At 74.2% G+C, this 24514-nt stretch carries 24 protein-coding genes and 2 tRNA genes; 16 read left to right on the forward strand and 10 right to left on the reverse strand.

Going from position 1 to position 24514, the window contains the following annotated elements; all coding sequences use genetic code 11:
* Window positions 1-61: 61 nt before the first annotated feature.
* Genes AMIR_RS06475 through AMIR_RS06485 form a run of 3 tightly spaced genes read left to right on the forward strand, consistent with a single transcriptional unit; the run spans window position 62 to window position 2762 of the window.
* On the forward strand, window positions 62-1405 hold the full coding sequence (locus AMIR_RS06475) for a replication initiator (RefSeq protein WP_015800134.1): 1344 nt from the start codon (window positions 62-64) through the stop codon (window positions 1403-1405).
* Window positions 1402-1581 (forward strand): helix-turn-helix domain-containing protein, encoded by a 180-nt coding sequence (locus AMIR_RS06480; RefSeq protein ID WP_015800135.1) that lies wholly within the window; start codon window positions 1402-1404, stop codon window positions 1579-1581. The genes AMIR_RS06475 and AMIR_RS06480 overlap by 4 nt, the downstream gene beginning before the upstream one ends.
* Window positions 1581-2762 (forward strand): site-specific integrase, encoded by a 1182-nt coding sequence (locus tag AMIR_RS06485; protein ID WP_015800136.1) that lies wholly within the window; start codon window positions 1581-1583, stop codon window positions 2760-2762. Before AMIR_RS06480 ends, AMIR_RS06485 begins: the two co-directional genes overlap by 1 nt.
* A 66-nt stretch (window positions 2763-2828) precedes the next feature.
* Here the strand turns inward: AMIR_RS06485 and AMIR_RS06490 are convergent.
* From AMIR_RS06490 to AMIR_RS06500, 3 genes are all read right to left on the reverse strand, one after another.
* Window positions 2829-2903 (reverse strand) — tRNA-Ile (locus AMIR_RS06490).
* Between the two features lie 77 nt (window positions 2904-2980).
* Entirely contained in the window at window positions 2981-3790 is an 810-nt protein-coding gene (locus AMIR_RS06495) for an oxygenase MpaB family protein (protein WP_245554591.1), read from the reverse strand.
* Window positions 3791-3985: 195 nt separating this feature from the next.
* A tRNA-Asn gene (locus tag AMIR_RS06500) sits at window positions 3986-4057 on the reverse strand.
* A 135-nt stretch (window positions 4058-4192) separates the two neighbouring features.
* Between AMIR_RS06500 and AMIR_RS06505 the strand changes: the two genes are divergently transcribed.
* Window positions 4193-4435 (forward strand): hypothetical protein, encoded by a 243-nt coding sequence (locus tag AMIR_RS06505; RefSeq protein ID WP_015800138.1) that lies wholly within the window; start codon window positions 4193-4195, stop codon window positions 4433-4435.
* A 19-nt stretch (window positions 4436-4454) separates the two neighbouring features.
* Here the strand turns inward: AMIR_RS06505 and AMIR_RS06510 are convergent, their stop codons facing one another.
* Window positions 4455-5204, reverse strand: coding sequence for a trans-aconitate 2-methyltransferase (locus AMIR_RS06510; RefSeq protein ID WP_015800139.1), 750 nt, complete (start codon window positions 5202-5204; stop codon window positions 4455-4457).
* Window positions 5205-5340: 136 nt separating this feature from the next.
* Between AMIR_RS06510 and AMIR_RS06515 the strand changes: the two genes are divergently transcribed.
* A complete protein-coding gene (locus tag AMIR_RS06515; protein ID WP_015800140.1) occupies window positions 5341-5754 on the forward strand; it encodes a hypothetical protein in 414 nt (137 codons plus the stop codon).
* A gap of 139 nt (window positions 5755-5893) precedes the next feature.
* Here AMIR_RS06515 and AMIR_RS06520 read toward each other — a convergent pair whose 3' ends face one another.
* A complete protein-coding gene (locus tag AMIR_RS06520; RefSeq protein WP_015800141.1) occupies window positions 5894-6916 on the reverse strand; it encodes an LCP family protein in 1023 nt (340 codons plus the stop codon).
* 53 nt (window positions 6917-6969) lie between these two features.
* On the opposite strand from AMIR_RS06520, the gene AMIR_RS40020 reads away from it, so the two are divergent.
* The 3 genes from AMIR_RS40020 to AMIR_RS06530 are packed head-to-tail and all read left to right on the forward strand — an operon-like array spanning window position 6970 to window position 9388.
* Entirely contained in the window at window positions 6970-7395 is a 426-nt protein-coding gene (locus tag AMIR_RS40020) for a DUF6542 domain-containing protein (protein ID WP_015800142.1), read from the forward strand.
* A complete protein-coding gene (locus tag AMIR_RS42620; protein WP_276145730.1) occupies window positions 7347-7478 on the forward strand; it encodes a hypothetical protein in 132 nt (43 codons plus the stop codon). The genes AMIR_RS40020 and AMIR_RS42620 overlap by 49 nt, the downstream gene beginning before the upstream one ends.
* 8 nt (window positions 7479-7486) lie before the next feature.
* A complete protein-coding gene (locus AMIR_RS06530) occupies window positions 7487-9388 on the forward strand; it encodes a bifunctional polysaccharide deacetylase/glycosyltransferase family 2 protein (protein WP_143760657.1) in 1902 nt (633 codons plus the stop codon).
* Window positions 9389-9445: 57 nt separating this feature from the next.
* On the opposite strand, the gene AMIR_RS06535 is transcribed toward AMIR_RS06530, so the two are convergent.
* Window positions 9446-10648 carry a cytochrome P450 gene (locus AMIR_RS06535; protein WP_015800144.1) on the reverse strand — a complete coding sequence of 401 codons (1203 nt, stop codon included), beginning with the start codon at window positions 10646-10648 and terminating at the stop codon, window positions 9446-9448.
* A gap of 625 nt (window positions 10649-11273) precedes the next feature.
* Between AMIR_RS06535 and AMIR_RS06540 the strand changes: the two genes are divergently transcribed.
* Together AMIR_RS06540 and AMIR_RS06545 are read left to right on the forward strand one after the other, a co-directional pair.
* Complete coding sequence (locus AMIR_RS06540) at window positions 11274-12434, forward strand: nitric oxide synthase oxygenase (RefSeq protein ID WP_015800145.1); 1161 nt, start codon at window positions 11274-11276, stop codon at window positions 12432-12434.
* A gap of 98 nt (window positions 12435-12532) precedes the next feature.
* Window positions 12533-13642 carry an NAD(P) transhydrogenase subunit alpha gene (locus AMIR_RS06545; protein ID WP_015800146.1) on the forward strand — a complete coding sequence of 370 codons (1110 nt, stop codon included), beginning with the start codon at window positions 12533-12535 and terminating at the stop codon, window positions 13640-13642.
* 28 nt (window positions 13643-13670) lie between these two features.
* Here the strand turns inward: AMIR_RS06545 and AMIR_RS06550 are convergent, their stop codons facing one another.
* From AMIR_RS06550 to AMIR_RS06560, 3 genes are all read right to left on the reverse strand, one after another.
* Window positions 13671-14039, reverse strand: coding sequence for a peptidase inhibitor family I36 protein (locus tag AMIR_RS06550; protein WP_015800147.1), 369 nt, complete (start codon window positions 14037-14039; stop codon window positions 13671-13673).
* Between the two features lie 253 nt (window positions 14040-14292).
* Complete coding sequence (locus AMIR_RS06555) at window positions 14293-16371, reverse strand: diguanylate cyclase domain-containing protein (RefSeq protein WP_015800148.1); 2079 nt, start codon at window positions 16369-16371, stop codon at window positions 14293-14295.
* Window positions 16372-16377: 6 nt separating this feature from the next.
* Window positions 16378-17202 carry an SAM-dependent methyltransferase gene (locus AMIR_RS06560; RefSeq protein WP_015800149.1) on the reverse strand — a complete coding sequence of 275 codons (825 nt, stop codon included), beginning with the start codon at window positions 17200-17202 and terminating at the stop codon, window positions 16378-16380.
* A 323-nt stretch (window positions 17203-17525) separates the two neighbouring features.
* On the opposite strand from AMIR_RS06560, the gene AMIR_RS06565 reads away from it, so the two are divergent.
* From AMIR_RS06565 to AMIR_RS06575, 3 genes are read left to right on the forward strand one after another with little or no spacing between them, the layout of a single operon-like run.
* Window positions 17526-17963 (forward strand): MarR family winged helix-turn-helix transcriptional regulator, encoded by a 438-nt coding sequence (locus AMIR_RS06565; RefSeq protein WP_041836617.1) that lies wholly within the window; start codon window positions 17526-17528, stop codon window positions 17961-17963.
* A gap of 50 nt (window positions 17964-18013) precedes the next feature.
* Window positions 18014-18388, forward strand: a complete 375-nt coding sequence (locus AMIR_RS06570) for a FluC/FEX family fluoride channel (protein WP_015800151.1) — start codon at window positions 18014-18016, stop codon at window positions 18386-18388.
* Window positions 18385-18729 carry a fluoride efflux transporter FluC gene (locus tag AMIR_RS06575; RefSeq protein WP_015800152.1) on the forward strand — a complete coding sequence of 115 codons (345 nt, stop codon included), beginning with the start codon at window positions 18385-18387 and terminating at the stop codon, window positions 18727-18729. Before AMIR_RS06570 ends, AMIR_RS06575 begins: the two co-directional genes overlap by 4 nt.
* Before the next feature lie 25 nt (window positions 18730-18754).
* On the opposite strand, the gene AMIR_RS06580 is transcribed toward AMIR_RS06575, so the two are convergent.
* Window positions 18755-21001, reverse strand: a complete 2247-nt coding sequence (locus AMIR_RS06580; RefSeq protein ID WP_015800153.1) for a HelD family protein — start codon at window positions 20999-21001, stop codon at window positions 18755-18757.
* 778 nt (window positions 21002-21779) lie between these two features.
* Here AMIR_RS06580 and AMIR_RS41540 point away from each other — a divergent pair.
* The 3 genes from AMIR_RS41540 (at window position 21780) to AMIR_RS06595 (ending at window position 24507) form a co-directional block, all read left to right on the forward strand.
* Window positions 21780-22805 (forward strand): NAD(P)-dependent oxidoreductase, encoded by a 1026-nt coding sequence (locus AMIR_RS41540; RefSeq protein WP_015800154.1) that lies wholly within the window; start codon window positions 21780-21782, stop codon window positions 22803-22805.
* Window positions 22806-22891: 86 nt separating this feature from the next.
* Window positions 22892-23746, forward strand: coding sequence for a hypothetical protein (locus tag AMIR_RS06590; RefSeq protein WP_143760658.1), 855 nt, complete (start codon window positions 22892-22894; stop codon window positions 23744-23746).
* A 155-nt stretch (window positions 23747-23901) separates the two neighbouring features.
* Window positions 23902-24507, forward strand: a complete 606-nt coding sequence (locus AMIR_RS06595; protein ID WP_015800156.1) for a TetR/AcrR family transcriptional regulator — start codon at window positions 23902-23904, stop codon at window positions 24505-24507.
* The last annotated feature ends 7 nt before the right edge of the window (window positions 24508-24514 follow it).

Below are 24514 nucleotides of genomic sequence, written 5' to 3' on the forward strand. Positions count from 1 at the left end.
CCACCCGACCCGGTGGCCGTGCCCCGCTTTTCCTTATCCCGCAACGAAAGGAGGTGCCCCCGTGGTGTTCACCCTCGACTCCCGCATCACCGCCCGCCTGCGCTCGTCGGACTACCGGGACTGGCGGGACAAGGTCACCGCCACCGGCGGATGCGCCCAACCCATCCGCATGAGCGGCGGCTGGCAGATCCACTCCACCAGTGGCGCGCTGCTGGACTGGCACGGCGGGGATGTGTTCATCCCCTGCGGCAACCGACGCGAGAGCGTGTGCCCGGCCTGCTCCGACCGCTACGCCGCCGACGCCTACCACCTCATGCACGCCGGCCTGGCTGGCGGCAGCAAAGGCGTGCCCGCCTCGATCACCGACAAGCCGCGCGTGTTCGCCACCCTCACCGCCCCCTCCTTCGGCCCCGTCCACAACCGCCCCACCACTCGCACCGGCAAGGCCCGGCCCTGCTCCTGCGGCTCCTGGCACCACCCCGCAGACCCCGCCCTCGGCACCCCCGTCGACCCGGACGGGTACGACTACGTCGGGTCGGTGCTCTGGCAGGCCAACGCCGGAACCCTGTGGCACCGGTTCACCACCAGCGTGCGCCGCGAACTGCTCAAGGCCGCCGGACTGCCCGCCCGCACCCGCTTCGCCGACCACGCCCGCCTGTCCTACGCCAAGGTCGCCGAGTACCAGCGACGCGGCCTGGTCCACTTCCACGCCGTCATCCGCCTCGACGGACCAACCGGGCCCGACGACCCCGCCCCCACCTGGTGCACCCCCGAGCTGCTCGAACACGCCATCACCGCCGCAGCCCGCGCCGTGCGCGTGGACCAGGCCCTCCCGGACGGGACCCCGATCGCGCTGCGGTGGGGCGCTCAGGTCGACGTGCGCCGCATCCGTTCCACCGGCGCCCACGAGTTCGAGGACCAGGCGGGCGAGATCAGCGAGTCCCGGCTGGCCGGGTACGTGGCCAAGTACGCCACCAAGGGCACCGGCAAGTCCGAAGCCGCAGACCGCCCCATCCGCTCCCAACTCGACATCGACCACCTGCGCGTTTCCGCCCACCACCGCCGAATCATCCAGACCACCTGGGACCTCGGCGAGAACGACCAGTACGCCGCGCTGAACCTGCGCCGCTGGGCCCACATGCTCGCCTTCCGGGGCCACTTCCTCTCCAAGTCCCAGCGCTACAGCACCACCTTCAAGGCTATGCGCGAAGAACGCCGCGCCTTCCGCACCACCGAACTCCTCGACCGACTCGGCCACGCCCCCGACACCGTCGTCCTGGTCGACCACTGGGAGTTCACCGGCACCGGCCACCGCAACGACGCCGAACGCGAACTCGCCCTGGCCATCGCCGAGAGCAACCGCGAAACCCGCCGCCGCAAGTACGAACAGGAGTCCGCGACATGAGCAAGCTCTGGAGCGTCCAAGACGTCGCCGACTTCCTCGGCGTCCCCGTCAACACCCTCTACCAGTGGCGCACCCGCAACTACGGCCCGCCCGGCAAGCGCATCGGCAAGTACGTCCGGTTCGACCCCGAGCAGGTGCGCGCCTGGTTCGAGTCGCTGCCGAACGGCGTGGCCTGATGGCCCGGCCACCGCTGCCGGTCGGCACCTTCGGCAAGATCCGCGCCTACCGGGACAAGTCCGGCTGGCGGGCCGTCACGAACTACCGCGACCACGACGGCGTCACCCGGCCCGTCGAGCGGCGGGGGAGCACCAAGACGGCGGCGGAACGGGCCCTCAAAGAGGCGCTGCGGGACCGGACGTCGCCCCTGACCAGCGGGGACGGCATCACCCCCGAAACCCGGTTCAAGGACGCCGCCGCACTCTGGCTGGAGGAGTTCCAGCGGGCCATCGACGGCGGGCGCCGCTCGCCCACCTCGAAGGAGACCTACGAGGGCCGCTTGAACAGCCTGGTGCTCCCCGCCATCGGGGAGCTGCGGGTGCGGGAGCTGACCGTGCCGCGGCTCGGCCGGTTGGTCGCCGCGGCCCAGGACCTGCACAGCTCGTCCACCGCCAAGACGGTCCGCACGATCCTGTCCGGCGTCTGCGGCCTGGCCGTGCGGCACGGTGCGCTGGCCGCCAACCCGGTCCGTGACGTCGCGCCCCTGGAAGGCCGCAAGGTGCGGGCCCGCGCGCTCACCCTGGAGGAGCTGGCGGACCTGCTGGCCAAGCTCGACGCGGACGAGGTCGCCGTCCGCCAGGACCTCCCCGACCTTGCCCGGTGGTACGCGGGCACGGGGGAGCGGACCGGTGAGGGGCTGGCGGTGCACTGGCACCACCTCGACCTGCGCGCGGGCACGGTGTCGTGGGGTGGCGGGCTCATCCGGGTCAAGGGGCAGGGGCAGCGGATCAACTTCGGCAAGACCGACGTGTCCGAGCGCGCCCTGCCGCTGTCGGACTGGCTGGTGGACGTGCTGCGGGAGCGGCGGGTGCTGCTGGCCGAGCGCTTCGGGGTGGACGTGGCGGACCTTCGTGGCCCGGTGTTCCCGAACTCGCTCGGCAAGCTGCGCGACAAGCACAACACCCTGGCCCAGTGGCGGGAGTTCCGGCAGCGCGCGGGCTACCCGTGGGTGACCTTCCGGACGTTCCGGAAGTCGGTCGCGACGATCCTGGACGACGCCGGGCTGTCCGCCCGCCAGATCGCCGATCAGCTCGGTCACTCGAAAGTGTCAACCACCCAGGACGTCTACATGGCGCGTCGCGTGACCAGTCGTAGGGCGGCCGACGCCTTGGAGGCGGTTAGGGGGTACCGACCCCGTTAGGGGTGGCAAAGGCATGGCGTTGATCTTGATAGACTCCCCAGGGGTGCACCTGACCTGGGAAAAGAGTAGGACGGGTGGGGTTCGAACCCACGACCTGACGGATTATGAGTCCGCTGCTCTGACCGGCTGAGCTACCGTCCCCTGACGTGCGGTTCTGGAGGGTACAGAGCGCCGGCCCCCCGCGTCTCGACAACCCGTCAGCACGTGACCAACCCGTGCTACGAAGTCCCCAGATCGGACGGCCGGTAACCGGTCGGGTAGCCGGGGTAGGTTCGGTTCTTCGGCTGGTTCGTCAGGAACGGCTCTCGTCTCGGGGGCATCCTGCGGACTGCGCGCGCCCGCCCGCGCAGGGCGGCCTTGGCCGTCGTCGTCAGCCAGCCTGGCGCGGGGGCCAGGCCGAAGGCGTCCAGCATCGCGGGGTCCAGGAGGGCGATCACGGCCTTCCTCGCCGCGGGGCGCATCGGCGCCGGGTACCAGGAGCAGAACAGGTCCAGGGTGTAGCGGCCGATCTCGGCGTTCGTGTCCGCGTGCTTGAAGTGCTCGGCCTCGTACGTCCGCTTGAACGCCAGGTACGCGTCATACCCCTCCGGCACGTCCCGGATGCCCATCCGCGCCCCGACGGCCCGGTAGAAGTGGTACGAGGCCTGCTTCTCGTGCTCCGACGGCTTCCGCCAGCCGTACTGCTCCAACCACTCCATCGGGTCGAACACGAACGTGGAGAGCACGTACAGCATGTCGTCGTTGTCGATGTCGTACCGGTGGTGCATCCGGTTGACCGCGCGCAGCGCCTCCTTGCCGCGCGGCGAGTCGTAGCCGTGGTCCACCAGCTCGCCCATGAGCAGCGCGGTGTCGTCGTAGCGCTTCTGGGGCCTTCGCTCGAACTCGCCGGTGCGCGCCAGCAGCGCCGAGATGGACGGCACGCAGTACGTCCGGAACAGCGCGAACTCCAGCGCCCGCGTGTAGTCCCAGGGGAACTCGTAGCCGGTGGACAGGCGCAGGATCTCCCAGGCGTCGCGCTCGGGGTCCATCGCTTCGATGCGAGAGAGATTCGCGTAGCGGCCCATGCCCACCAGGGTGCCGGCACCGCCGTGATCAACACCACAGCCGCTCGCGCATCCGGATGACGGGTTTCAGCCGCCCCCGCTCGGGCGAACCCCCTGGTGTGGGAGAGATCGGGCAAGCAGCGAGGGCCCGTCCAAGCGGACGGGCCCTCGTCTGGGATGCTCCCCCAACTGGATTCGAACCAGTAACCCTTCGATTAACAGTCGAATGCTCTGCCGTTGAGCTATGGGGGAATGTTCAGTTGTCCTCGCCCGCCCTCGCGGGCTGACGGGAGTAACTCTAGCGCATCCGGAGGATCGCTTCGAACGCACCCCCCTCGTTTCCGGCAGGATGGGCATTGACCAGGCACAACGGTGAGGAGACCGGGTATGAAGGGCATTCTGTTCGGCGCCGCGATCGGCTACGTGCTGGGCGCGCGGGCGGGCAAGGCGCGGTACGACCAGATCGTCCGGGCCTACCGCGCCGTCGTCGACCACCCGGCGGTGCAGGGCGCGGCGGGCATCGTGCGGGCCAAGATCGGCCAGCAGACCACCGTCGGCCGCAAGTACACGGCCGTGAAGCGGGTCGGCGTCAACGGGCAGCGGGAGCCCGTCGCCCCGCGCGTGCGCTGACGCGCGCGCCGGGCGGCCCTCAGCGCACCCTGGCCACGGCGAACACGCGGCGGAACGGGAACCACGTGCTCCCGTCCGCCCGCCGCGGGTAGGCCGCGCGCAACCCGGGCCGCAGGCGCGCCACGTACTCGGCCCACGCCTCGTCGGACAGGGCCGCCCGGACCGGCCGCAGCGCCGTTCCGCTGATCCACTCCAGCACCGCGTCCTCGCCGGTGAGCACCTGCGCGTAGGTGGTCTCCCACGCGTCGACCTCGGCCCCCGCGCCGGCGAGCACCTCGGCGTAGCCGACCGGGTCGAGCACCGGGGCGAACCGCAGCACGCCGCGCAGTTCCGGCCAGTCCTCGGCGACCTCGCGGATCAGCTCGTGCGACGGGCCGGAGAAGTTGCCCGGCACCTGCACCGCCAGCCACGCGCCCGAGGTCAGCTCGCCGACCCAGCGGCGCAGCAGCTCCGGGTGGCCGGGCACCCACTGGAGCACCGCGTTCGTGACTACGACCCCCACGTCCGGGGTCGGCGACCACCCCGCCACGTCGGCGACCCGCGCGTCCAGGCCCCTCGCGCGGGCCTGCTCGACCATCTCCGGCGACGAGTCGAGCGCCTCGACGACGGCGCCGGGCCAGCGCTCGGCGAGGGTGGTGGTGAGGTTGCCGGGCCCGCAGCCCAGGTCGACCACCCGCTCGGGCGACTCGGCGCCGACCCTGGCCAGCAGCTCGTGGAACGGGCGGGCGCGGTGGTCGGCGAAGGCGAGGTACTTCTCGGGGTCCCACATGAGCGTTAACAGTACGAGCGTACTGCTAGTGCGTCCAGGGCGTCCAGGGCGCCTCGGTGTGGCGGGCTCGCTCGAACGGAGGAACCGGCGGCGTGGGCGGCGGGGGAGCGGCTCGGCTAGGGGTGATGCTGGGCGCGTGGACGTGGGTGACGGGGACTGGCGGCGGGTCGCGGACGTCGTCAACCGGCGGATGGACGCGCTCGGGGTGCGGCAGGGGGAGCTCGCGGTCGAGGCCGGGGTGTCCACGGCGATCCTGCGGGAGATCCAGCAGGGGGTGATCGCGCGCAGGCGTGGCGCGCGGACGTTGCGGGCCCTCTCCACGGCGCTCGGCTGGCACCCCGAGCACCTCGACGCGGTGCTGCACCGGCGCGTCCCGCCCGACCCGGTGCCCGAGTCGGACCCCGCGCAGGACGCCGTCGTGGTGCTGCTGCGGACCGTCGTGCGGGAGATCCGGGGGCTGCGCGGGCAGATCGGCGAGTTGACCGCCCTGGTCGGGGAGCGCGAGCGGGCCGTCGAAGCTCGGGGGGAAACCACAGCCGAGCGGCGCTGAGGAGCACACCGGGGAGCACACCGGGGAGCACGCCGAGGCGTGCCCGCGGGCGCGGCGCGGACGACCTCGCCGCGCTCGTCGACTTCACCGGGGAGTAGCGGGGGCGCGGGGGGACGCCCCCACGACCCCGCCCGCCGGCCTAGTCCACGCAGGGAACCCCGCCCTGCGCAGCCGCCACCGCCCCGCCCACCGGCGCCTGCCGCATCGCCGCGCGCACCGCCTCCGGCGACCCGATCGGCAGCGTGCTGAACGCGAACCCCGGCGCCTTCCCCAGCACCTCCAGCACGTCCCACCCCTCCGACAGCACCACCGTCCGCCGCGCGACCTCCACGGCGGGCCCGAGCGCGGTCAGCCCCTGCTCCCGCACCCGCGCCAGCACGGCGGTCAGGAACGCCTGCTGCCTGCGGGTGCGGTCCAGGTCGCTGTTCGGCAGCCCGTGCCGCTGCCGCACGAACGCCAGCGCCTGCGCCGCGTCCAACCGCTGCGGCCCGGCCGGGAAGTCCGCGCCCGAGTACTCGTCCCTCGTCGCGTTGTTCAGGCACACGTCGATCCCGCCGAGCGCCTGCGCCAGCTCGTAGAACCCCACCAGGCTCAGCTCGGCCAGCTGGTGCACCGGCACGTCCAGGAACGCGCTCACCGTCTCCACCTGCGCCCGCCGCCCGGCCTCGCGCCCCAGCCACTCCAGCTCGGCCGGGTCCCGCACCCCCTCGGCGACCAGCTCGCGCTCGCGCGCGTCCTTGGCCCGCCCGTACGCCTCCTTGATCTTCCCGCGCTGCGGCCCGCCCGGAATCCCGAGCAGCTCGCCCTCGTTGTCGCGCGGCAGCGAGTAGCCGGTCGCCGCCCCGCCCGCCAGCGGCACCCGCAGCAGGATCATCGTGTTCGCGTTGTACCCGCCCCGGTCCACGTCCCCGGCGTGCATCCGCGCCAGCACCTCGTCCGACGGCGCCCCGCCGTCCAGGTCGCGCCGCGTGGTCAGGCCGATCAGCAGCACGTTCACCCACTCGGTGGGCTTCTCCGCCCCGCCCGCGATGGCCTGCGACCTCCGCACCCCCGTGTCGATCTCCTGGTAGGTGGTCCAGGCGATCCCGGACACCACCAGGAGCGCCGCCCCCAGCAGCGCCCAGACCAGCCTGGTGATCGCGAACAACGTCTCCCTCGGCACCGCGTCCCCCTGTGTGCAAGCGATTGCGCACTTCCAGACGCCCAGGGGGAGAAGTGGTTGTTCCGGACAGCCGAGCGCTGGCCCAGTTGCCCAGCCTCGCCGCGGTCGCCGTGCTCGCGGTGTTCACCGCGACCGGGCTCGGACTGGACGGCGAGCAACCGGGGTGGGTCCTCGCCGTCCTGTTGATCGGGGGAGCGGGGACGGCCGCCGCGCTGGTGCGGCCGATCGGGCTGTGGGCCGTCGTGCCCGCCCCGCCGATGCTGCTCGTCGCGGACGTCGCCGTCGTCGCCGCGGCGCGCGGCACATCACTGGGGGAGATCACCGGGCTCGTCGCCTCCTCGCTGGTCCGCGCCTTCCCACAGGTCGCGGCGGCGGTGGGCGTCGCCCTGCTGGTCGCGTTGATCCGCTTCGCGCGGGCTGGGGGGTTGTGGTGGAGGGCAAGGTCTTCGTCGACCGGACGGGGTGGCGGACAGGGCTGATGCGGGTGGTCAGCGCGGCCCTCGCGCTGGGGCTGGTGGTGGTCACCGCGCTGGCGGCGACCACCGTGCTGGGGCAGCTGTGAAGCGGGGGGTGAAGGCGCACTGGGTCTCGCTGGGGGTGCTGCTGGCGCTGCTGATGGGGGTGCTGAGCTTCCACGCGCACGCCATCTCGCTGCCAGGGCACCGGGACGCGCCGATCCGGGTGACCGACCCGCCGGTGCCCGAGCGCACGCTCGCGCTCGTGGTGCACGGCGGTCCGCACCCGCGCTGGACTCCGAGGTTGCTGGACGCGCTGGCCCGCACCGGAGCCAAGGCGACGTTCCACCTGGTCGGGGCGCGGGTCAACGAGAACCCGGACCTGGTGCGGCGGATGGTCGCCGAGGGGCACGAGGTCGGGGTCGAGTCGTTCCGGCCGGGTGAGCTGCGCCTGCTGGACGCCGCGTTCGCGCAGAGCGCGCTGATCGCGGCGGCGGGCGTGCGCAGCGAGCTGGCCGAGCGGGACGCCTGGTCGCCGGACCTGGAGGTGCAGGACGTCAAGGCGATCGCGGAGGCGGGCGCGCCCGCGAACGGGGCGGGCGCGGTGCTGCGGCTGCACGACACCAGCAGCACGCCCGGCGCGGTCGAGGAGCTGCGCCGGTTGTTGCCGGACCACCGGTTCACCACCCGCACCGAGGCGGTCGGGGGACCGCCGCCGCACGCGCCCGCCGACCGGGTGGAGCTGGCCACCGCGCACGCGCTGGCCTGGTCGCAGCGCAACGGCGACCTGCTGGTGCTGCTGCTGGACGTGGTCATCGGCGCGGTCGCGGCGCTGGCGGTGCTGCGGGTGCTCGTGCAGCTCGGCCTCGCGCACACCGCGCGCAGGCTGCACCGCGAGCTGCCCGACGCGCCGCCCGGCCCGCTGCCGCCGGTGTCGGTGGTGGTGCCCGCCTACAACGAGGCCGTCACCATCACCGCCGCCGTCCGCTCGCTGGTGGCCTCGGACTACCCGGCCCCGGTCGAGGTGGTCGTGGTGGACGACGGCTCCGCGGACGGCACCGCCGACGTGGTGCGCGCGCTGGACCTGCCCGGCGTCCGGGTGGTCACCAGGGAGAACGGCGGCAAGGCGGAGGCGCTCAACACCGGGGTGGCGCTGGCCGGGCACGACGCGCTCGTCCTGGTCGACGGCGACACGATCTTCGAGCCGGGCACGCTGGCCGCGCTCGTCGCCCCGCTGGGCGCGCCCGGCGTCGGCGCGGTGTCCGGCAACGTCAAGGTCGCCAACCGGCGCGGGCTGCTCGGCCGCTGGCAGCACCTGGAGTACACCTCGGGCTCGAACCTGGACCGGCAGATCCTGAACGCCTGGCGGTGCCTGCCCACGATCCCCGGCGCGGTCGGCGCGTTCCGCCGCGAGGCGCTGGTGGAGGTCGGCGGGGTCAGCTCGGACACGCTCGCCGAGGACACCGACGTGACCATGGCGATCACCCGCGCGGGCTGGCGGGTGGTGTACGAGCCGGGCGCGCGGGCGTGGACCGAGGTCCCGGCGGGGCTGCGGTCGCTGTACCGGCAGCGCTACCGGTGGTCCTACGGCACGTTCCAGGCCATGTGGAAGCACCGGGTCGCGGTGCGCGAGCAGGGCCGCATGGGGCGGTTGGGGCTGCTGTACCTGCTGCTGTTCCACCTGCTGCTGCCGCTGCTGGCGCCGGTGATGGACGTGTACGTGCTGTACGGCGCGCTCGTGGCGGACGCGCCCGCCGCGCTGCCGATCTGGCTGGCGTTCCTCGCGCTGCAGACCGCGAGCGCCGGGTACGCGCTGCGGCTGGACGGCGAGTCGCTGCGCCCGCTGTGGGCGTTCCCGCTGCAGCAGCTCGCCTACCGGCAGCTGACCTACCTGGTGGTGGTGCAGTCGCTGGTGACCGCCGCGCACGGCGTCCCGCTGCGCTGGCAGTCGATCCAGCGCACCGGGCGCGCCGACGCGGTGAGCCGGGAGGTCCTGGTGGGCGTGGAGGCGGCGTGAGCGCGGGGGCCGTTCCCGGAGCGGGAGCGGCCCCCGCCCCGTGTCAGCGTCCGCGCCTCACGCCGAGAACCCCACCGGCAGCGCGTGCACCCCGTAGACGCCCATGTCGGTGCGCAGCGGCACCTCGGACTCGGGGACCGCCAGCCGCAGGTCGGGGAACTCGCGCAGCAGCCCGGCCAACCCGGCCCGCATCTCCACCCGCGCGAGCTGCTGGCCGAGGCACTGGTGCACGCCGTGCCCGAACCCCAGGTGCCCGCCCGCGCGCCTGCGCACGTCCAGCTCGTCGGGCCGCTCGAACCGCTCCGGGTCCCGGTTGGCGGCCGGGAGCGAGAGCACCACCGTCTGCCCCGCGCGCACCCGCGCGCCCGCCAGCTCCACGTCCTCCAGCGCGACCCTGGTGGTGCCGAACTGGATGATCGACAGGTAGCGCATCAGCTCCTCGACGGCGCCGTCCACCAGCTCGGGCTCGGCGCGCAGCGCGGCCAGCTGCTCGGGGTTGCGCAGCAGCGCGTACGCGCCGAGGCCCAGCATGTTCGCGGTGGTCTCGTGCCCGGCGATGAGCAGCATCAGCCCGATGTTGGCGCTCTCCTCGTCGGTCAGCTCGCCGGTGGCGACCAGCCCGCTGAGCATGTCGTCGGTCGGCTCCGCCTTCTTCCGGTCGACCAGGCCGCGCACGTGCTCGCGGATGCGCTCGACGGCGGCCATCGCCTCGTCGAGGCTGCTGGTCATCCGCAGCCCGATGGCGGTGTCGCGCTGGAACGAGGCCCGCTCCGCGTAGGGGACGCCCAGCAGCTCGCAGATCACCAGCGACGGGACGGGCAGCGCGAAGTGGGGCACCAGGTCGACCGGCGAGCCCTGGGCCCGCGCCTCGGCGAGCTGGTCGGCGACGATGCGCTCGATCCTCGGGGTCAGCTGGTTCATCCTGCGGACGGTGAACTGGCCGGTCAGCAGCCTGCGGTAGCGGCTGTGGACGGGCGGGTCGGTGGAGATGAACAGGCCGGGCGGCGCGGGCGGCTGCTGCGGGATGACCTGCCCGCCCAGCCGGACGGGCGCGTGCTTGAGCTCGGCGCGGTTGCTGAACCGCAGGTCGGCGAGCACGGCGCGGGCCATGTCGTGGCCGGTGACGAGCCAGCCGTCGTGGCCGTCCGGGAAGCCGAGCGGGGTGATCGGGGCCTCGGCGCGCAGCTCCCCCAGGCGCGCGGGCGGGTCGAACGGGCGCCGCCTGGTGGTGGGCAGCTCGGGGTGGATCGTCTCGGTCATCGCGGACCTCTCCCCATGCGATCGGAAGACCTCTTCGCAAGCTACAGAACATTCATGAAACCGTGAAGAAAGTTGCGCCGGACGTGTGACCCGCGCCGATCCGATTCCCGGTGACGGGGTCCACGGCCCGCCGCGCGCCCCGTGCGCGACCGCGTCGCGAGCGCAAGGGGGAGTCCGTGGAATTAGGGGAAAGATCGGGGAAATGCGCTCCGCGCGCCCGCCGGATGATCATTGATCGCGCCGCCGGATCGGGCGTCCGACGCCGGCGCGAGGGCCGGTCGGCGGCCCCGAGGTCACGCGCCCGCCCACCCCTACGCCCGATCGGGCGACGCGGACTGGAGTTCCTAGACCGAACGGATCACTCTGGACGTGTGTCGCCGTCACCTGGAAGATGGTCTTGGTAGGCCGCTCACTCGACCGTGGAAACAATGAGCGTGAGCTAAATCACCGTCGGGCGACCTGCATTGCTTTACCAACAATCGAATATCACTCGTTTTCCCAGGACTAGTCACCCTTTCGCGCGATCAAGAGCGCTGGGTGTGGTGGTGGTTGTGCAGTGACGTTGCCCCCCAGTGCCCGGCACGGCGGTGCACCGCCCCCGGAAGTGCAACTACGGTGTCCCGCCATGACCTCCGTCCCCCTGTGCCCGGCAGAGGCCAGGCCGCTCGGCGCGCCCCCCGCGCCGTCGGTCGACCTCGCCGAAGCCGAGGACTTCGTCCGCCTGCACCACTCGGAGCACCCCGAGGCGGGCAGCGTCGACGCCCGGCTCGCCGAGGTGCACGCCGAGGTCGCCGCCACCGGCACCTACCGGCACACCCACGAGGAGCTGGTCTTCGGCGCCCGCGTGGCCTGGCGCAACAGCGCCCGGTGCATCGGCAGGCTCTACTGGCGCAGCCTCAAGGTCCGCGACCTGCGCGACCTGCGCGACCCCAAGGCGGTCGCCGACGAGTGCGTCGAGCACCTCAAGCTCGCGGGCAACGGCGGCCGGATCCGGCCCGTGCTCACCGTCTTCGCCCCCGACGAGCCCGACCGGCCGGGTCCGCGCGTCCACAACGAGCAGCTCATCCGGTACGCCGGGTACCTCGGGGCCGACGGAGGGGTGCTCGGGGACCGGCGCAACGTGGGGCTCACCGCCGAGGCCGTCGCGATGGGCTGGAAGCCGCCGTCGCACCGGGGGCCGTTCGACGTGCTGCCGCTGATCGTCTCCCGCGAGGACGCCGAGCCGCACCTGCTGGAGCTGCCGCCCGAGGCCGTGCTGGAGGTGCCGATGAAGCACCCCGAGCTGCCCTGGTTCCGGGCGCTCGGGCTGCGCTGGCACGCCGTGCCCGCCATCAGCAACATGCGGCTGCGGATCGGCGGGGTCGACTACCCGGCCTCGCCGTTCAACGGGTGGTACATGGGCACCGAGATCGGCGCCCGCAACTACGCCGACAAGGACCGCTACGACCTGCTGCCGTACCTGGCCAAGCGGATGGGCCTGGACACCTCGTCGGTGCGCACGCTGTGGCAGGACCGGGTGCTGGTCGAGCTGAACCGGGCCGTGCTGCACTCGTTCGAGGAGGCCGGGGTCACGATCGCCGACCACCACACCGAGTCGGACCGGTTCCTCACCCACGTGGCCAAGGAGGAGGCGGTGGGGCGGCAGGTCCCGGCGGACTGGACGTGGATCGTCCCGCCCATGTCGAGCGGGCTGACCAGCGTCTTCCACCGGTACTACTCCAAGGACGAGCTGCTGCCGAACTTCTTCCCCGGTGACACGACCGGGGTGTGCCCGGTGATCCACTGACGGTCCGCGCGGGTCCCGCTGCTCCGGTTCGGTGAACCGGACGCGCGTTCCGGTCCGGGGTGTGGTCCCGGTCACCGCGCGCGCCCTACGGTGATCGGGTGAGAGTGGGAATCCCCGCCGAGTCGCGGCCCGCCGAACGCCGCGTCGCCGCTCTGCCGGAGACGGTCGCCCCGCTGATCGCCGCGGGGCTCGGCGCGCTGGTGCAGAGCGGCGCGGGCGCGGGGGCGCACACCCGCGACGAGGAGTACCGCTCGGTGGGGGCCGTGGTCGTCCCCGAGCACCCGGCGGGGTCCGCCGAGGTCGTCGCCTCCGTCCAGCCGCTGGACGTCGAGCAGGCCGGGCGGCTGCGGCCGGGGGACGTCACCGTCAGCTTCCTGCCGCCCGCCGCCGAGCTGGACCTGGTGCGGGTGCTCGCCGAGCGCGGCGTCACCGCGTTCAGCCTCGACCTGCTGCCGCGCGTCACCCGCGCCCAGCCCGCCGACGCGCTGTCCTCGCAGGCGCTCGTGGCCGGCTACCGGGCGGTGCTGCTGGCCGCCCAGCGGCTGCCCCGGTTCCTGCCGATGTTCACCACCGCCGCCGGGACCGTGCCGCCCGCGCGGGTGCTGGTGCTCGGGGCCGGGGTGGCCGGGTTGCAGGCCATCGCCACCGCCCGGCGGCTCGGTGCGGTCGTGGAGGCCTACGACGTGCGCTCGGCCGCCGCCGAGGAGGTGCGCAGCCTGGGGGCGCGGTTCCTGGAGCTGGGCCTGGAGGGGCAGGGCGGGGTCTACGCGGACGAGCGGTCCGAGGAGTTCCTGGGGCGGCAGCGGGAGCTGCTCGCCGACCGGGTCGCGGCCTCCGACGTCGTCATCACCACCGCCGCCGTGCCGGGCAGGCGCGCGCCGGTGCTGGTCACCGCCGAGATGCTCAAGGCCATGGCGCCCGGATCGGTGGTGGTCGACCTGGCCGCCGAGAGCGGCGGCAACTGCGCCTGCTCGGTCGCGGGGGAGGAGGTCGTGGTCGGCGACGTGCTCGTGCACGGGGCGAGGAACCTGCCCAGCACGATGCCCGTGCACGCCAGCAGGCTCTACGCCCGCAACGTGGCCAACCTGCTGCTGATGATGGTCTCCGGCGGCCGGATCGCGCCCGACCTGGCGGACGAGGTGATCGGCGGCTGCTGCCTCACCCACGACGGCGAGGTCAGGCACGCGCCCACGCGGGCGCTGCTCTGACGGGGCCGCCGACCACCCGCGCGCACCGTCAGCACGCCTCCGCTGAGGTCACCTTGGAGCCGATCTTCTCCCAGTCGACGGCCTCCGCCATGCCGTCGAGGATGACCGCGATCTCGTTCTCGTAGTCCGGCGAGTCGTACAGGCACCAGCTGTCACCGCTGATGTTCTTCACCGACCGGACGTTGTCGTTCAGCAGTCCGCCGTTGATCGCACCGAGGTCGGAGACGCCCTCCAGCATCTCGATGCGCCTGCCCTCGCCCGCCGCGCCCGCGTACATGCAGAAGCCGAACTCGACGCACGGCCACGCCGCGGGATCGGCCTGGGCGGGCGCGGTCGCCAGGGCGGCCCCGGCGACGGCGGTCAGCGCCGCAGCAGTGATCTTCATCCGTGTGAGCACGATCGTTCCCCCTGAGAATCTCCCCCGTCGTCTGCCCGCGTTGGCAGGCGACAGCACCAAAGCTAGCCCCGGCCGAAAGCCGGCCAGGACGTGAAAATCCTTCTGGGCGAGGGGAAAGGTGGGTCAGCGCCGTCGACCCGCGCGCGGTACCCGCCAGCGCCCGAACCAGTGCCCCACGAAGGAGTGAGTCACAGCCCGCAGCCCCGACCCCCCACAGCCCCGACCCCGCCACCCCGACCCCCGCCGCCCCCGCTCACAGCTCGTGCCCCGCGACCGGCCCGCCGAACTGCTCGCCGAACCCGCTCGTCGCGCCCGCGCCCCGCCACCACGCCAGGTCCTGCGCCGAGTCCACGCACGGCGCCACGATCTCCACCCCGGCCGACCGCACCACCGCCGCCAGCCCGTCCATCGCCCGGTGCAGCAGCCCCTCCACCGCCTGCCCGGACAACCGGCGCGCCACGGCGGGCTCGAACACCAGCGCGTCCACCTCCAGCGCGTCCACCAGGGACAGCTCCGCCTGACCGCCGTTGAACGCCCACAGACCGGTCGTCACGCCGTTGTCCCGCAGCACCTGCGCGTTGTCGTCCTCCGCGACCAGCGCCGCCCGCGTGTGCAGCCGCAGCCTCAGCCCGCCCGGCGCCAGCCCGGTCTCCGCCAGCACCCGCGACACCGACGCCACCAGGTCCGGGTCCGTGGTCAGCGCGGGCGACAGCTCCACGTGCAGCGGCACCGAGCCCGCCCAGGTCGCCGCCTCCCGCGCCGCCCGCTCCAGCGCCCACAGGCCCAGCGCGGGCGACGAGCCGCCCACCTCCGCCAGCTCCGCGCACTCCTCGTGCCCCAGCCCGTCCCAGCGCACCCGCGCCAGCAGCCCGGTCCGCTCGCCCGTCGCCAGGTCCACCACCGGCTGGTACTCCACCTCGACCTCGTCCGCCGCCAGCGCGCGCGGCAGCCGCGCCGCCCGGCCCAGCAGCTCCCGCGACCGCGCCTCCTCGGCCCGGTCGTACGGCAGCCACTGCCGGGTGCCCAGCGACTTCGCCCGCCGCACCGTCGAGTCCGCCGCCCGCAGCAGGTCCACGACCGGCCAGTCCGACGCCGGGCGGTCCACCACGCCGATCGCCGCCGACAGCTCCACACCGGACTCCAGCGGCCCGGCCAGCGCCGCGTTCACCCGCTCCACCATCGCGGGCACCCTCGGCGTCGTCGGCGAGTTGTCCACCACCAGCGCGAACTCGTCCCCGCCGATCCGGGCGACCAGCGCCTCCTCGCGCTCCACCACCCCGCGCAGCCGGTGCGCCACCTCCACCAGCACGCGGTCGCCGGTGGCGTGCCCCAGCCCGTTGTTCACCACCGAGAACGCGTCCAGGTCCAGCTGGTACAGCGTGATCCCGGCCCGCGACGCCTTCAGCATCACCTCCAGCCGGGTGGTGAAGTGCTGGCGGTTGGACAGGCCGGTGAGCGCGTCGTGCAGCAGCTGGTGGTCCAGGTTGCGGCGCAGCAGGTGCAGCTCGCTGACGTCCTCGGCCATCGTCACGTGGAACGCCGGGCTGCCGTCCTCGTCGCGCAGCAGCGACACCGCCAGGTGCACCCACACCGGGTCGCCGTCCACCCGCACGAGCCTGCGCTGCTCCCGGAACTGGTCGACCCGCCCCACCGCCACCGCCCGGTAGGCCGCGCCCAGCGGCGCCGCGTCGTCCGGGTGGAACAGCTCCACCAGCCTGCGGCCGACCAGCACCTCCTTCGGCTCGTCCAGCATCCGCGCCAGGGAGTCGTTGGCGCGCACGCACATCCCGCGCAGGTCGGTGATCGCGATGCCCAGCGCCGAGGAGTCGAACGCTTCCCGGAACCGGGCCTCGCTCAGCCGCAGCACCCGCTCCACCCGCTGCCGCGCGGCCAGCAGCGCCAGGCGGACCTCCTCCTGCTGCGCCAGCGCGTCCAGCCGCAGCGCCTCCGCGAACCCGGCGCTCAGCTCGGCCAGCACCGCCACCACCCGCTCGGCCAACCCCGGCCCCGCGCTGTCCGATCTCGCGCTGTCCGGCCCAGGTCGGTCCGCGTGCTCGGCCAGCGACCGCCCGAGCAGCAGCACGGTGCGCCGCAGCGCCTCCGCGCCGGTGAACCGCGCCCCGACCAGCCGCCGCCCCGCCTCGGCCGCGCCCGCCGCCCGGAACGGAAGCGCTCCCAGCACGTCCAGCAGCAGCTCCACCAGCTCCAGCAGGAACCGCTCCAGCTCCACCGGCGACATCGGGCCGCGCCCGGCGCCCTTCAGCTCCCGCGCCCACGCGCGCGCCAGCTCGCGGCGCCCGGCGGCCGGGTCCGCGCTACCCGCGCCGACCACGGCCGGTCACCGCTTGCGCCCCACCCCGGCGTAGGCGCCCGCGCGAGCCGGGTCCTCCGCCTCGGCGCCGTCCTCGAACCGGGCCCCGTGCTCCGGCCGCCACGCGGGCGGCACGACCACACCCGGCTCCAGCAGCTCGAACCCGTCGAACAGCGCCTCGACCGCGGCGAGAGGGCGCGGGAACACCGGGTTCGCGCTGCGCCCCAGCACCGCCACCGCCGCCTCGACGCGCTCCGGGGCCAGCTCGCCCGTCGCGTGCGAGAGCGCCAGCAGGCTGCCCGGCGCCAGCTCGTCCCGGTAGGCCGCCAGCACCCGCGCCGGGTCGCCGGACGGCGGGACGTGGTGCAGCACCCCGACCGCCAGCAGCCCCAGCGGCTCCGAGGTGTCCACCAGCCCGGTCGCCCGCGCCGACACCAGCACCGCGTCCGGCTCGGTCAGGTCCTCCTGCACCACCGAGGCCCTCGGGTCCGCGTCCAGCCGCAGGTGCCCGTGCGCCACCGCGACGTCCTCGAAGTCCACGCACACCACCCGCGCGCCGGGGTCGGCGGCCAGCGCCACCTCAGGCGCCCAGCCGGCCGAGGGCGCGCCGGAACCCAGGTCCAGGAACTGCCTGATCCCGCTCGCCGCCATCAGCAGCACCGCCCTGCGCAGGAACGAGCGGGACTGCGCCGCCGCCACCGCGCTGTCCGGGTCGGCCGCCAGCAGCTGCGCCCCCAGCTCCCGGTCCGCGGCGAAGTTCCGGGACCCGCCCAGCAGGAAGTCGTGCAGCCGCGCCGCGCTCGGCAGGCCGACGTCCACACCGGCGGGCACCCACCCCGCTCGCTCGGTCACCGCGCACCTCCGCCGCCCGCACGCGACGCAGGCTACTTAAGGCGGGGGCCCCGGTGGCAGGGGTCGCGGGCGCTTCTGCCCGATCGGCCTATCAAGGCAGCGCAGGGTGATCACCCGATCCCGCCGCACGGGTGGACGGCGCGGCCCAAACCCCGCCGGAGCAGCGAACTCCGCGCGTGCATCCATCCACAATGGACTTCCCCGCGCGCGGCGGGCCCGACGTCCCCGCCCGCGTCCCCACGACCGTGCGGCCCCCTTCGGACCGTCCCACAGAGCGGATTCACCTCGGGGTCGGACACAACGCCCGCCGCTACCCTTCCCGCATGTCGGACGAGGCACGCACGCTCACGGACGTGGTGGCCAGGCTGCGCCGGGCGCTGCGCACCAGCATCCGCTCGGAGTGGCCGTGGGACGCGCTGCCCATGGCCCAGGTCGAGCTGCTCATGGCGCTCGCCGAGCGCTCGCCCTCGCGCGTGGGCGACCTGGCCGCCGAGCTGCGGCTGGCCCCCAACACGGTCAGCGGGCTGGTCGGCCAGCTCATCGAGGGCGGCCTGGTGGCCAAGCGCGCCGACCCGACCGACCGCAGGGTCGCGCAGCTGACCGTGACCCCGCTCGGGCACGACAAGCTCGCGGTCTGGCGCGGCGCCCACGAGAAGCGCATCGGCGGCGCGCTCGACCGACTCGAACCCGAGGAGCGCGCCGACGTCGTGCGCGCCCTCACCGCCCTGGACCACCTGGTCGACCACCTGCGCGCGTCCTAGCCCCAGGCCCTGGGCGCCGGGGGAGCGGCGCGGCGAACTACCCTGCGCCGGTGACCACCCGACCCGCGCCGATCGCCACCGGCGCCGAGGTCGCCCTGGTGGCCCTCGGGGGCGGGGTCGGCGGGGTGCTGCGGTGGGGCGCGGGCCAGCTCGTGGCCGGGCCGTGGACCACCTGCGCCGTCAACGCGCTCGGCTGCCTGCTCATCGGCGTCCTCATGGCCGCGGGGCCGAGGCCGAAGGTGCGGCTGCTGCTCGGCACCGGGGCGCTCGGCGGGTTCACCACGTTCTCCGGCTACGCCGTCGACGTCGTGCGCACCACCGACCTGGCCCACCTGCTGCTCACCCCGCTCACCGGCCTGGCCGCCGCCGCGCTGGGCCTCGCGCTCACCCGACGGCTGCGCGGACCGGCCGGAGGCGCCCCGTGACCCCGCTCCTGGTCTTCGCGGGCGCGGCCGTCGGCTCGGCGCTGCGCTTCCTGGTCGACCGCCTGCTGCGCTCCCGCTGGGACACCGCGTTCCCCTGGCCGACCCTGGCGGTGAACGTGACCGGCTCGTTCACCCTCGGCCTGCTCGTCGGCGCCCAGCCGTGGCTGTGGGCGCTGCTCGGCACGGGGTTCTGCGGCGGCCTGACCACCTACAGCACGTTCAGCCTGGAGAACATCACCCTGGTCGGGCGCGGCAGGCCGGGGCTGGCCCTCGGCTACACCGCCCTCACCCTCGTGGCGGGCCTCGCCGCCGCCGGGCTCGGCTGGGCGCTGGCGCGCTGAACCGCGCGCCAGCGCCCCGACCGCCTCACGCGGTCGCGAGCCTGCCCAGCTCCGCGGGCAGCTCCTCGGCGTGCAGCACGCCGAGCCGCTGCGTCGCGCGGGTCAGCGCCACGTACAGGTCGCTGGCCCCGCGCGGCGACTCCGCCAGGATCTGCGCCGGCTCCACCACGAGCACCGAGTCGAACTCCAGGCCCTTGGTGTCCGTCACGCCCAGCACCACGACCTGCGCGTCCAGGTCGTCGGTCGCGCCCGGCACCACCGCGCGCAGCTCCGCCAGCCGCGCCGACGGCACGATCACCACGAGCTTGCCGTCCCCGATCGCCGCCGACTCGGCCCCGACCACCTCGGCCAGCCCGTCCGCGACCGACCCGACCCGCCGCGCCCACGGCTCGAACCCGCTGTCCCGCACCGACGTCGGCGGGGCCAGGTCGGCGTCCACGCTGGCCAGCACGTCCGCCGCCACCGCCATGATCTCCGACGGCGTCCGGTAGTTCACCGTCAGCTCGGTCAGCTTCCAGCGGTCCAGCACGTACGGGGACAGCACCTCCGACCAGGACGTCGCCCCGCCCACGTCACCGGTCTGGGCGATGTCGCCCACCACGGTCATCGACTTCGACGGGCAGCGCCGCATCAGCGTGCGCCACGCCATCGCCGACAGCTCCTGCGCCTCGTCCACGATCACGTGCCCGAACGTCCACGTCCGGTCGGCCGCCGCGCGCTCCGCCGCCGTCTCGTACCGCTCGGCCCCGTGCCGCTCGGCCAGCTTGTAGGCGTCGACCAGGTCGGTCGCCATCAGGATCTCCGGGTCGGCGTCGTCGGCCAGGTCCAGGATGTCCAGCACGCCCTGCGCGTAGTCCACGGCCTGCCTGCGCTGCCGCTCCGCCCGCGCCTTGGCCTCGGTGTCGTCCTCGCCGAGCAGCTCGGCCGCCTCGTCCAGCAGCGGCACGTCGGCGGGCGTCCACTCGCCGCCCGGCGCGCGGCGCAGCAGCTCCCGCTCGGCGGGGGTGAGCTTCGGCGCGGCCTTGGCCAGCAGCTTCGGCGACGCGTACAGCTCCTCCAGCAGCCGCTGCGGGGTCAGCACCGGCCACAGCCGGTCGATCGCGGCCTGCACCTTCGGGTCCTCGCGCAGCTCGCGGCGGATGTCGTCCACGTCGGCCGCGTCCAGCAGGTGCCTGCCCAGGCGCGCCACCGCCTGGTTCGCCAGGGTGGTGATCACCTCGCGCTGGAACGTGCGCCGCGCCTCGTTGTGCGGGCGGCGGGTGCGCCGGGCCCTGCCGCGCGCGGCGCTGATCGCCTTGCGGTCGAGCTTGAGCACGTCCTGCTCGAACGGCACCTCCACCAGCGCCGGGGCCTCCTGGCGGTCCCGCACGGCGTGCGCGACCACGTCGGCCATCGCGAGCCTGCCCTTGATGGTGGCCGCCTCGGTGGGCTCGCGGCCGGTCGCGGTCAGGCCGGGGTACAGCTCGCCGACCGTGGACAGCAGCACGCCGGTCTCGCCCAGCGAGGGCAGCACCTGGCCGATGTAGCGCAGGAACGTGCTGTTCGGGCCGACCACGAGCACGCCGCGCTTGGCCAGCTGGCGGCGGTGCGTGTAGAGCAGGTACGCGGCGCGGTGCAGCGCGACGGCGGTCTTGCCGGTGCCGGGGCCGCCCTGGACGACCACGACGCCGTTCAGCTCGGTGCGGATGATCCGGTCCTGCTCGGCCTGGATGGTCGCGACGATGTCGCCCATCTGACCGGTGCGGCTGGCGTTGACCGCGGCCAGCAGCGTCGCCTCGCCGGTGAGGCCCTCGTTGCGGCCGGGGACGACCGAGTTGATGTCGAGCGACTCGTCGTCGAAGCCGACGACCTTGCGCTGCTTGGTCCGCAGGTGCCTGCGCCTGCGCACGCCGTCCGGCGCGGCGGCGGTGGCCAGGTAGAACGGGCGGGCCGCGGGGGCGCGCCAGTCCATCAGCAGCGGCTCGTACTCCTTGTCCTCGTCGAACAGCCCGATGCGGCCGATGTAGAAGCGGTCGTCGGTGTGGAAGTCGAGCCTGCCGAAGCACAACCCGTTCTCCACCGCGCTGTACTGGGCCAGCTGGTCGGAGTACATGGCGACGGAGGTGTCCCGCTCGGACCGCATCTGGTGGGTGCCGCCGGTCTGCCGGAGCGCGCCCGACAGCCGCTTCGAGCTCTGCTCACGGAGGTCGTCCAGCCTGGAGTACAGCATCGAGACGTATTCCTGCTCCGAATCGGTTTCCGCGATTCGGAGTTCATCGGCCGGGGTTGACAACGTGCCTCATTTCTCGATAGCGTGGTTTGTCAGGCTGTTCGGTTTTAGCCTGTTATCTTCTGCGTGCGCGCAGAATGACTAATCTACACGTTGGCCAGGCGCGCTGAGCACACCCGCCGCCCGGACCTGCGAACTCCGCCCCACTGCGGTTCCGCCCCGGCGCGCTCCTGCGCGGCTCGGGACGGCTGGACGCCGGACGACCGGGGCGCCGCCTCGGCGGGGCCGGGGTGCGACCAGATCGGGGAACCTGGCCGCGGGACGGGCCTTCGGGACGCCTCGGTGGAGTCCGGCGGTGGCGCCCCGCTGTGCGATGCGCCGTGAAGTCCGCCCCTGGGGGACCGTCTGCGTGACGCGCCTGCGGAGTCCGGTGGTGGGCCCCCGCTGCGGGTGGAGTCCGGCGGTGGCGCCTGGCTGCGGGACGTGCCCGTGGAGCCCGCCCGTGGTACCCGGCCGTGGTAGCCGGCCGTGGTACCCGGCTGCAGGACACCTTCGGGGGGCGCGCTCGTCGGTGCGGGTGAACCGGGGGCCGTGCGCGCCCGCTCGTGGTCCGGTGCGGCCTGCGGCCTGCGCGGACCTGCCCTCGGGAGTCCCCGCGTGGGGGGTTCGTGGTCGTGGGCCGGTGGTGGGCGGCCCTGGCGGGCCGGTTCGGGGCCGCGTCCCGCCGTCCACCCGGCGGAGGTCGGGCGGGTGAGCGGGTGGGCCGCCGGTCGGGTGAGCGCGGGGCTCGGGGGTGATCGCTGACCGGGCCCGATCGGGCGGGCGGTCGTAGGCTGGCCCGGTGCGCCATGACCCGGTGTCCGTGCTCGGCATGGGTGCGATGGGGCTCCCCATCGCCCGGAACCTCGCGCGCGCCGGCTTCCCGGTCACGGTCTGGAACCGCACGCCCGGCAAGGACGGCTCCGCGCGGGCGCTCGGCGCCACCTCGGCCGCCACGCCCGCCGACGCCGCCCTGCCCGTCGTGCTCACGGTGCTGCCCGACCTGCCGCAGGTGCGCGAGGTGCTGCACGGCGGCCCGCCCGGTCGGACCGGCATCCCGCAGCAGTCGGGCGGCGCGGACCCGGAGCACGAGCTGAACGGCAACGGCGCGGGCCCCTCGGCGAGCCCGTGGCCCGCCACCTCCGGCGCCGGGCTGCTCGACGGCTGGCGGCGCGCCGGGACCACCGACCCGCTGCTGGTCGTCATGGGCACGGTGTCCCCCGGCGGGGTGCGCGAGCTGGGCGCGGAGCTGGCCCCGCTCGGCGTGCGGGTGGTCGACGCGCCGGTGTCGGGCGGCGACGTCGGCGCCGAGGCGGGCACCCTGAGCGTCATGGTCGGCGGCCAGGCCGACGACGTGCTGCGGCTGCGCCCCTACCTGACCGCGCTCGGCACCACCGTCCGCCACATGGGCCCGCTCGGCGCGGGCCAGCTCACCAAGGCGGGCAACCAGGTCGTCGTGGCCGCCACGCTCGCCGCGATCTCCGAGGCCCTCGCCCTGACCAGCAAGAACGGCCTCGACCCCGAGCTGGTGCTGGAAGCGCTCTCCGGCGGTCTCGCGGGCGGGCGGGCGCTGGAGGTCAAGCGGGAGAAGTGGCTGACCGGCGACTACACCCCCGGCGGTTCGGCGGCGAACCAGCTCAAGGACCTCGGGTTCGCCATGGAGACCGCCCGCGCGTCCGGGGTGCCGCTGCCGGTCACCGCGACCGTCGCCCAGCTGTACACCGCGATGTGCGCGCTCGGCCTCGACCAGGCCGACCACAGCGGCGTCTACCAGGTGTACGAGCACCTCAGCGGCCTGCCCAGCTGGAGCACCCACCACGGCCGGTGATCTCCGATCGCCCGAAGGGCGGCATCGGTCGCGCACCAGGGTGACACCTGCTGTCCGGGAGGACCACCGGCGGCAGGCTGGCACGGGTGAGGGAGCATCGGCGGGAACTCGTCCGGTTGTGCCGCTGCGCCGTGGCGCGCCCCCGCAGGCAGCTCGTCGCGGCGGCGGTGGTGTCGGTGTGGTCGCTGGCCTGGGTGGTCGGCCAGGTGCTGCACCGGCCGAGCCCGCTGGACGTGGTCGCGTCGGCGGTCGGCTGGGCGGGCGCCCCGGTGGGCTGGTTGGAGGCGGTGGCCGACTGGTGCGGCGGGCGCACCGGGTTCCTCGCGGTCGTGGGCGGGCTGCTGTGGGCGGTCACCACCGAGCGCAGGCAGGGGCGGGCGCTGCTCGGCTGGGTCGCGGTGATGCTGGCCGCCGAGTCCGTCGGCTACGGCGCGGTCCGCCACGCGCTGCTCGCGCTCGGCGGGTTCCTGCTGGTCGTGGTGGTGCTGTCGATCCCCGGCAGGCGGGCGTTCGTGGTGGACCGGGTCGCGCTGATCCCGCGCGACGTGCTGCGCGCCGGGTCGACCGCGCTCGCGCTGGCCGCCGTGGTGCCGCTGGTCGCGCCGGGCCTGGCCGTGGCGGGCCTGCTGAGCCCGTACGTGACCAGGCCCCCGCGCCCGCGCGCCCCGGTCACCCCGGTCCGGGCGGACGCCGCCGAGAGCGTCCTCGGCCCCGCCGGACCGGCGACGGCGACCTCGTCCGCGGGCGCCCCGCAGACCGCCGCGACCACCCCGCCCGCCCGCACCCCCGCCCCGGCGTTCACACCTGCGGCGCCCGCCGCCACCGCCCCGCTCCCGCGCGCCCCCGGCGACGACTCCGCCCACCCCCTGAAAACCCCGCGCGCCGAAACCCCGTCCGCCGAAAGCGGGCCGAGGGCCGGTGAGCGCGCCGTCCGCCGATGACCCGACCGCAAAGCGCGGTTATTGCCACGGCAACTATGCGAAACCTGTTCACGTCCTTCGGTCACAATCGCGTAGGAAGTTTGGGTTCAGCGGTCCGCATCCACCAAGATGACCCGGTGCATGACAATCCCGCCGTAAAGCGCTTAGCCAAGGTGATGCGCCGTCAACCCGTTCAGCAGCGCGGTGCGGCCACGGTCACCGCCATTCTGGACGCCTGCGCGTCGCTGCTGAACGAGCACGACTACGACGACATCACCACAGCCCGCATCGTCGAGCGCGCGGGCGTGCCGATCGGCTCCTTCTACCAGTACTTCCCGGACAAGCGGTCCGTCGTGCACGCGCTCGCGCTGCGCGGGATGCAGGACTACCTCGGCAAGGTCGAGAACGTCTTCTCCGCCGGGAACCTCTCCGACGACTGGCGCGAGGCCGTCGGCCAGGTCATCGGCATCTACCTCGGGATGCTGGTGGAGGCGCCGGGCTTCGGCCGGGTCCGGTTCAGCGACCTGCACGACGGGCACAGCCTCGACTCCAGCATCGACCAGTACGAGCTCATGGCCGAGCGCCTGGCCGAGCTGTTCCTCACCCGCTACCCGGTGCGCGGCGACGCGCCCGTCGCGCTGGCCTTCCGGATGGTCGCCCAGACCGCCGACGCCCTGTTCAAGCTGGCCGAGCGGGTCGCGCCGGACGAGCGGCCCCAGGTGCTGCGGACCGCCAACGGGGTGATCCTCCGGATGCTGTCCGGCGTCTTCGACCCCACCTGACTTGTCG

Origin of the sequence: Actinosynnema mirum DSM 43827 (assembly GCF_000023245.1) — a bacterium.
Lineage (GTDB): Bacteria > Actinomycetota > Actinomycetes > Mycobacteriales > Pseudonocardiaceae > Actinosynnema > Actinosynnema mirum.

Excerpts from the sequence above, each read along its gene's own strand:
- AMIR_RS06510 (WP_015800139.1), bottom strand. The coding sequence starts at position 5,204 with ATGTGGGACCCCGAGAAGTACCTCGCCTTCGCCGACCACCGCGCCCGC.
- AMIR_RS06485 (WP_015800136.1), top strand. The coding sequence starts at position 1,581 with ATGGCCCGGCCACCGCTGCCGGTCGGCACCTTCGGCAAGATCCGCGCC.
- AMIR_RS06535 (WP_015800144.1), bottom strand. The coding sequence starts at position 10,648 with ATGACCGAGACGATCCACCCCGAGCTGCCCACCACCAGGCGGCGCCCG.
- AMIR_RS06505 (WP_015800138.1), top strand. The coding sequence starts at position 4,193 with ATGAAGGGCATTCTGTTCGGCGCCGCGATCGGCTACGTGCTGGGCGCG.
- AMIR_RS06480 (WP_015800135.1), top strand. The coding sequence starts at position 1,402 with ATGAGCAAGCTCTGGAGCGTCCAAGACGTCGCCGACTTCCTCGGCGTC.
- AMIR_RS06595 (WP_015800156.1), top strand. The coding sequence starts at position 23,902 with ATGCGCCGTCAACCCGTTCAGCAGCGCGGTGCGGCCACGGTCACCGCC.
- AMIR_RS06495 (WP_245554591.1), bottom strand. The coding sequence starts at position 3,790 with ATGGACCCCGAGCGCGACGCCTGGGAGATCCTGCGCCTGTCCACCGGC.
- AMIR_RS06540 (WP_015800145.1), top strand. The coding sequence starts at position 11,274 with ATGACCTCCGTCCCCCTGTGCCCGGCAGAGGCCAGGCCGCTCGGCGCG.
- AMIR_RS06565 (WP_041836617.1), top strand. The coding sequence starts at position 17,526 with ATGTCGGACGAGGCACGCACGCTCACGGACGTGGTGGCCAGGCTGCGC.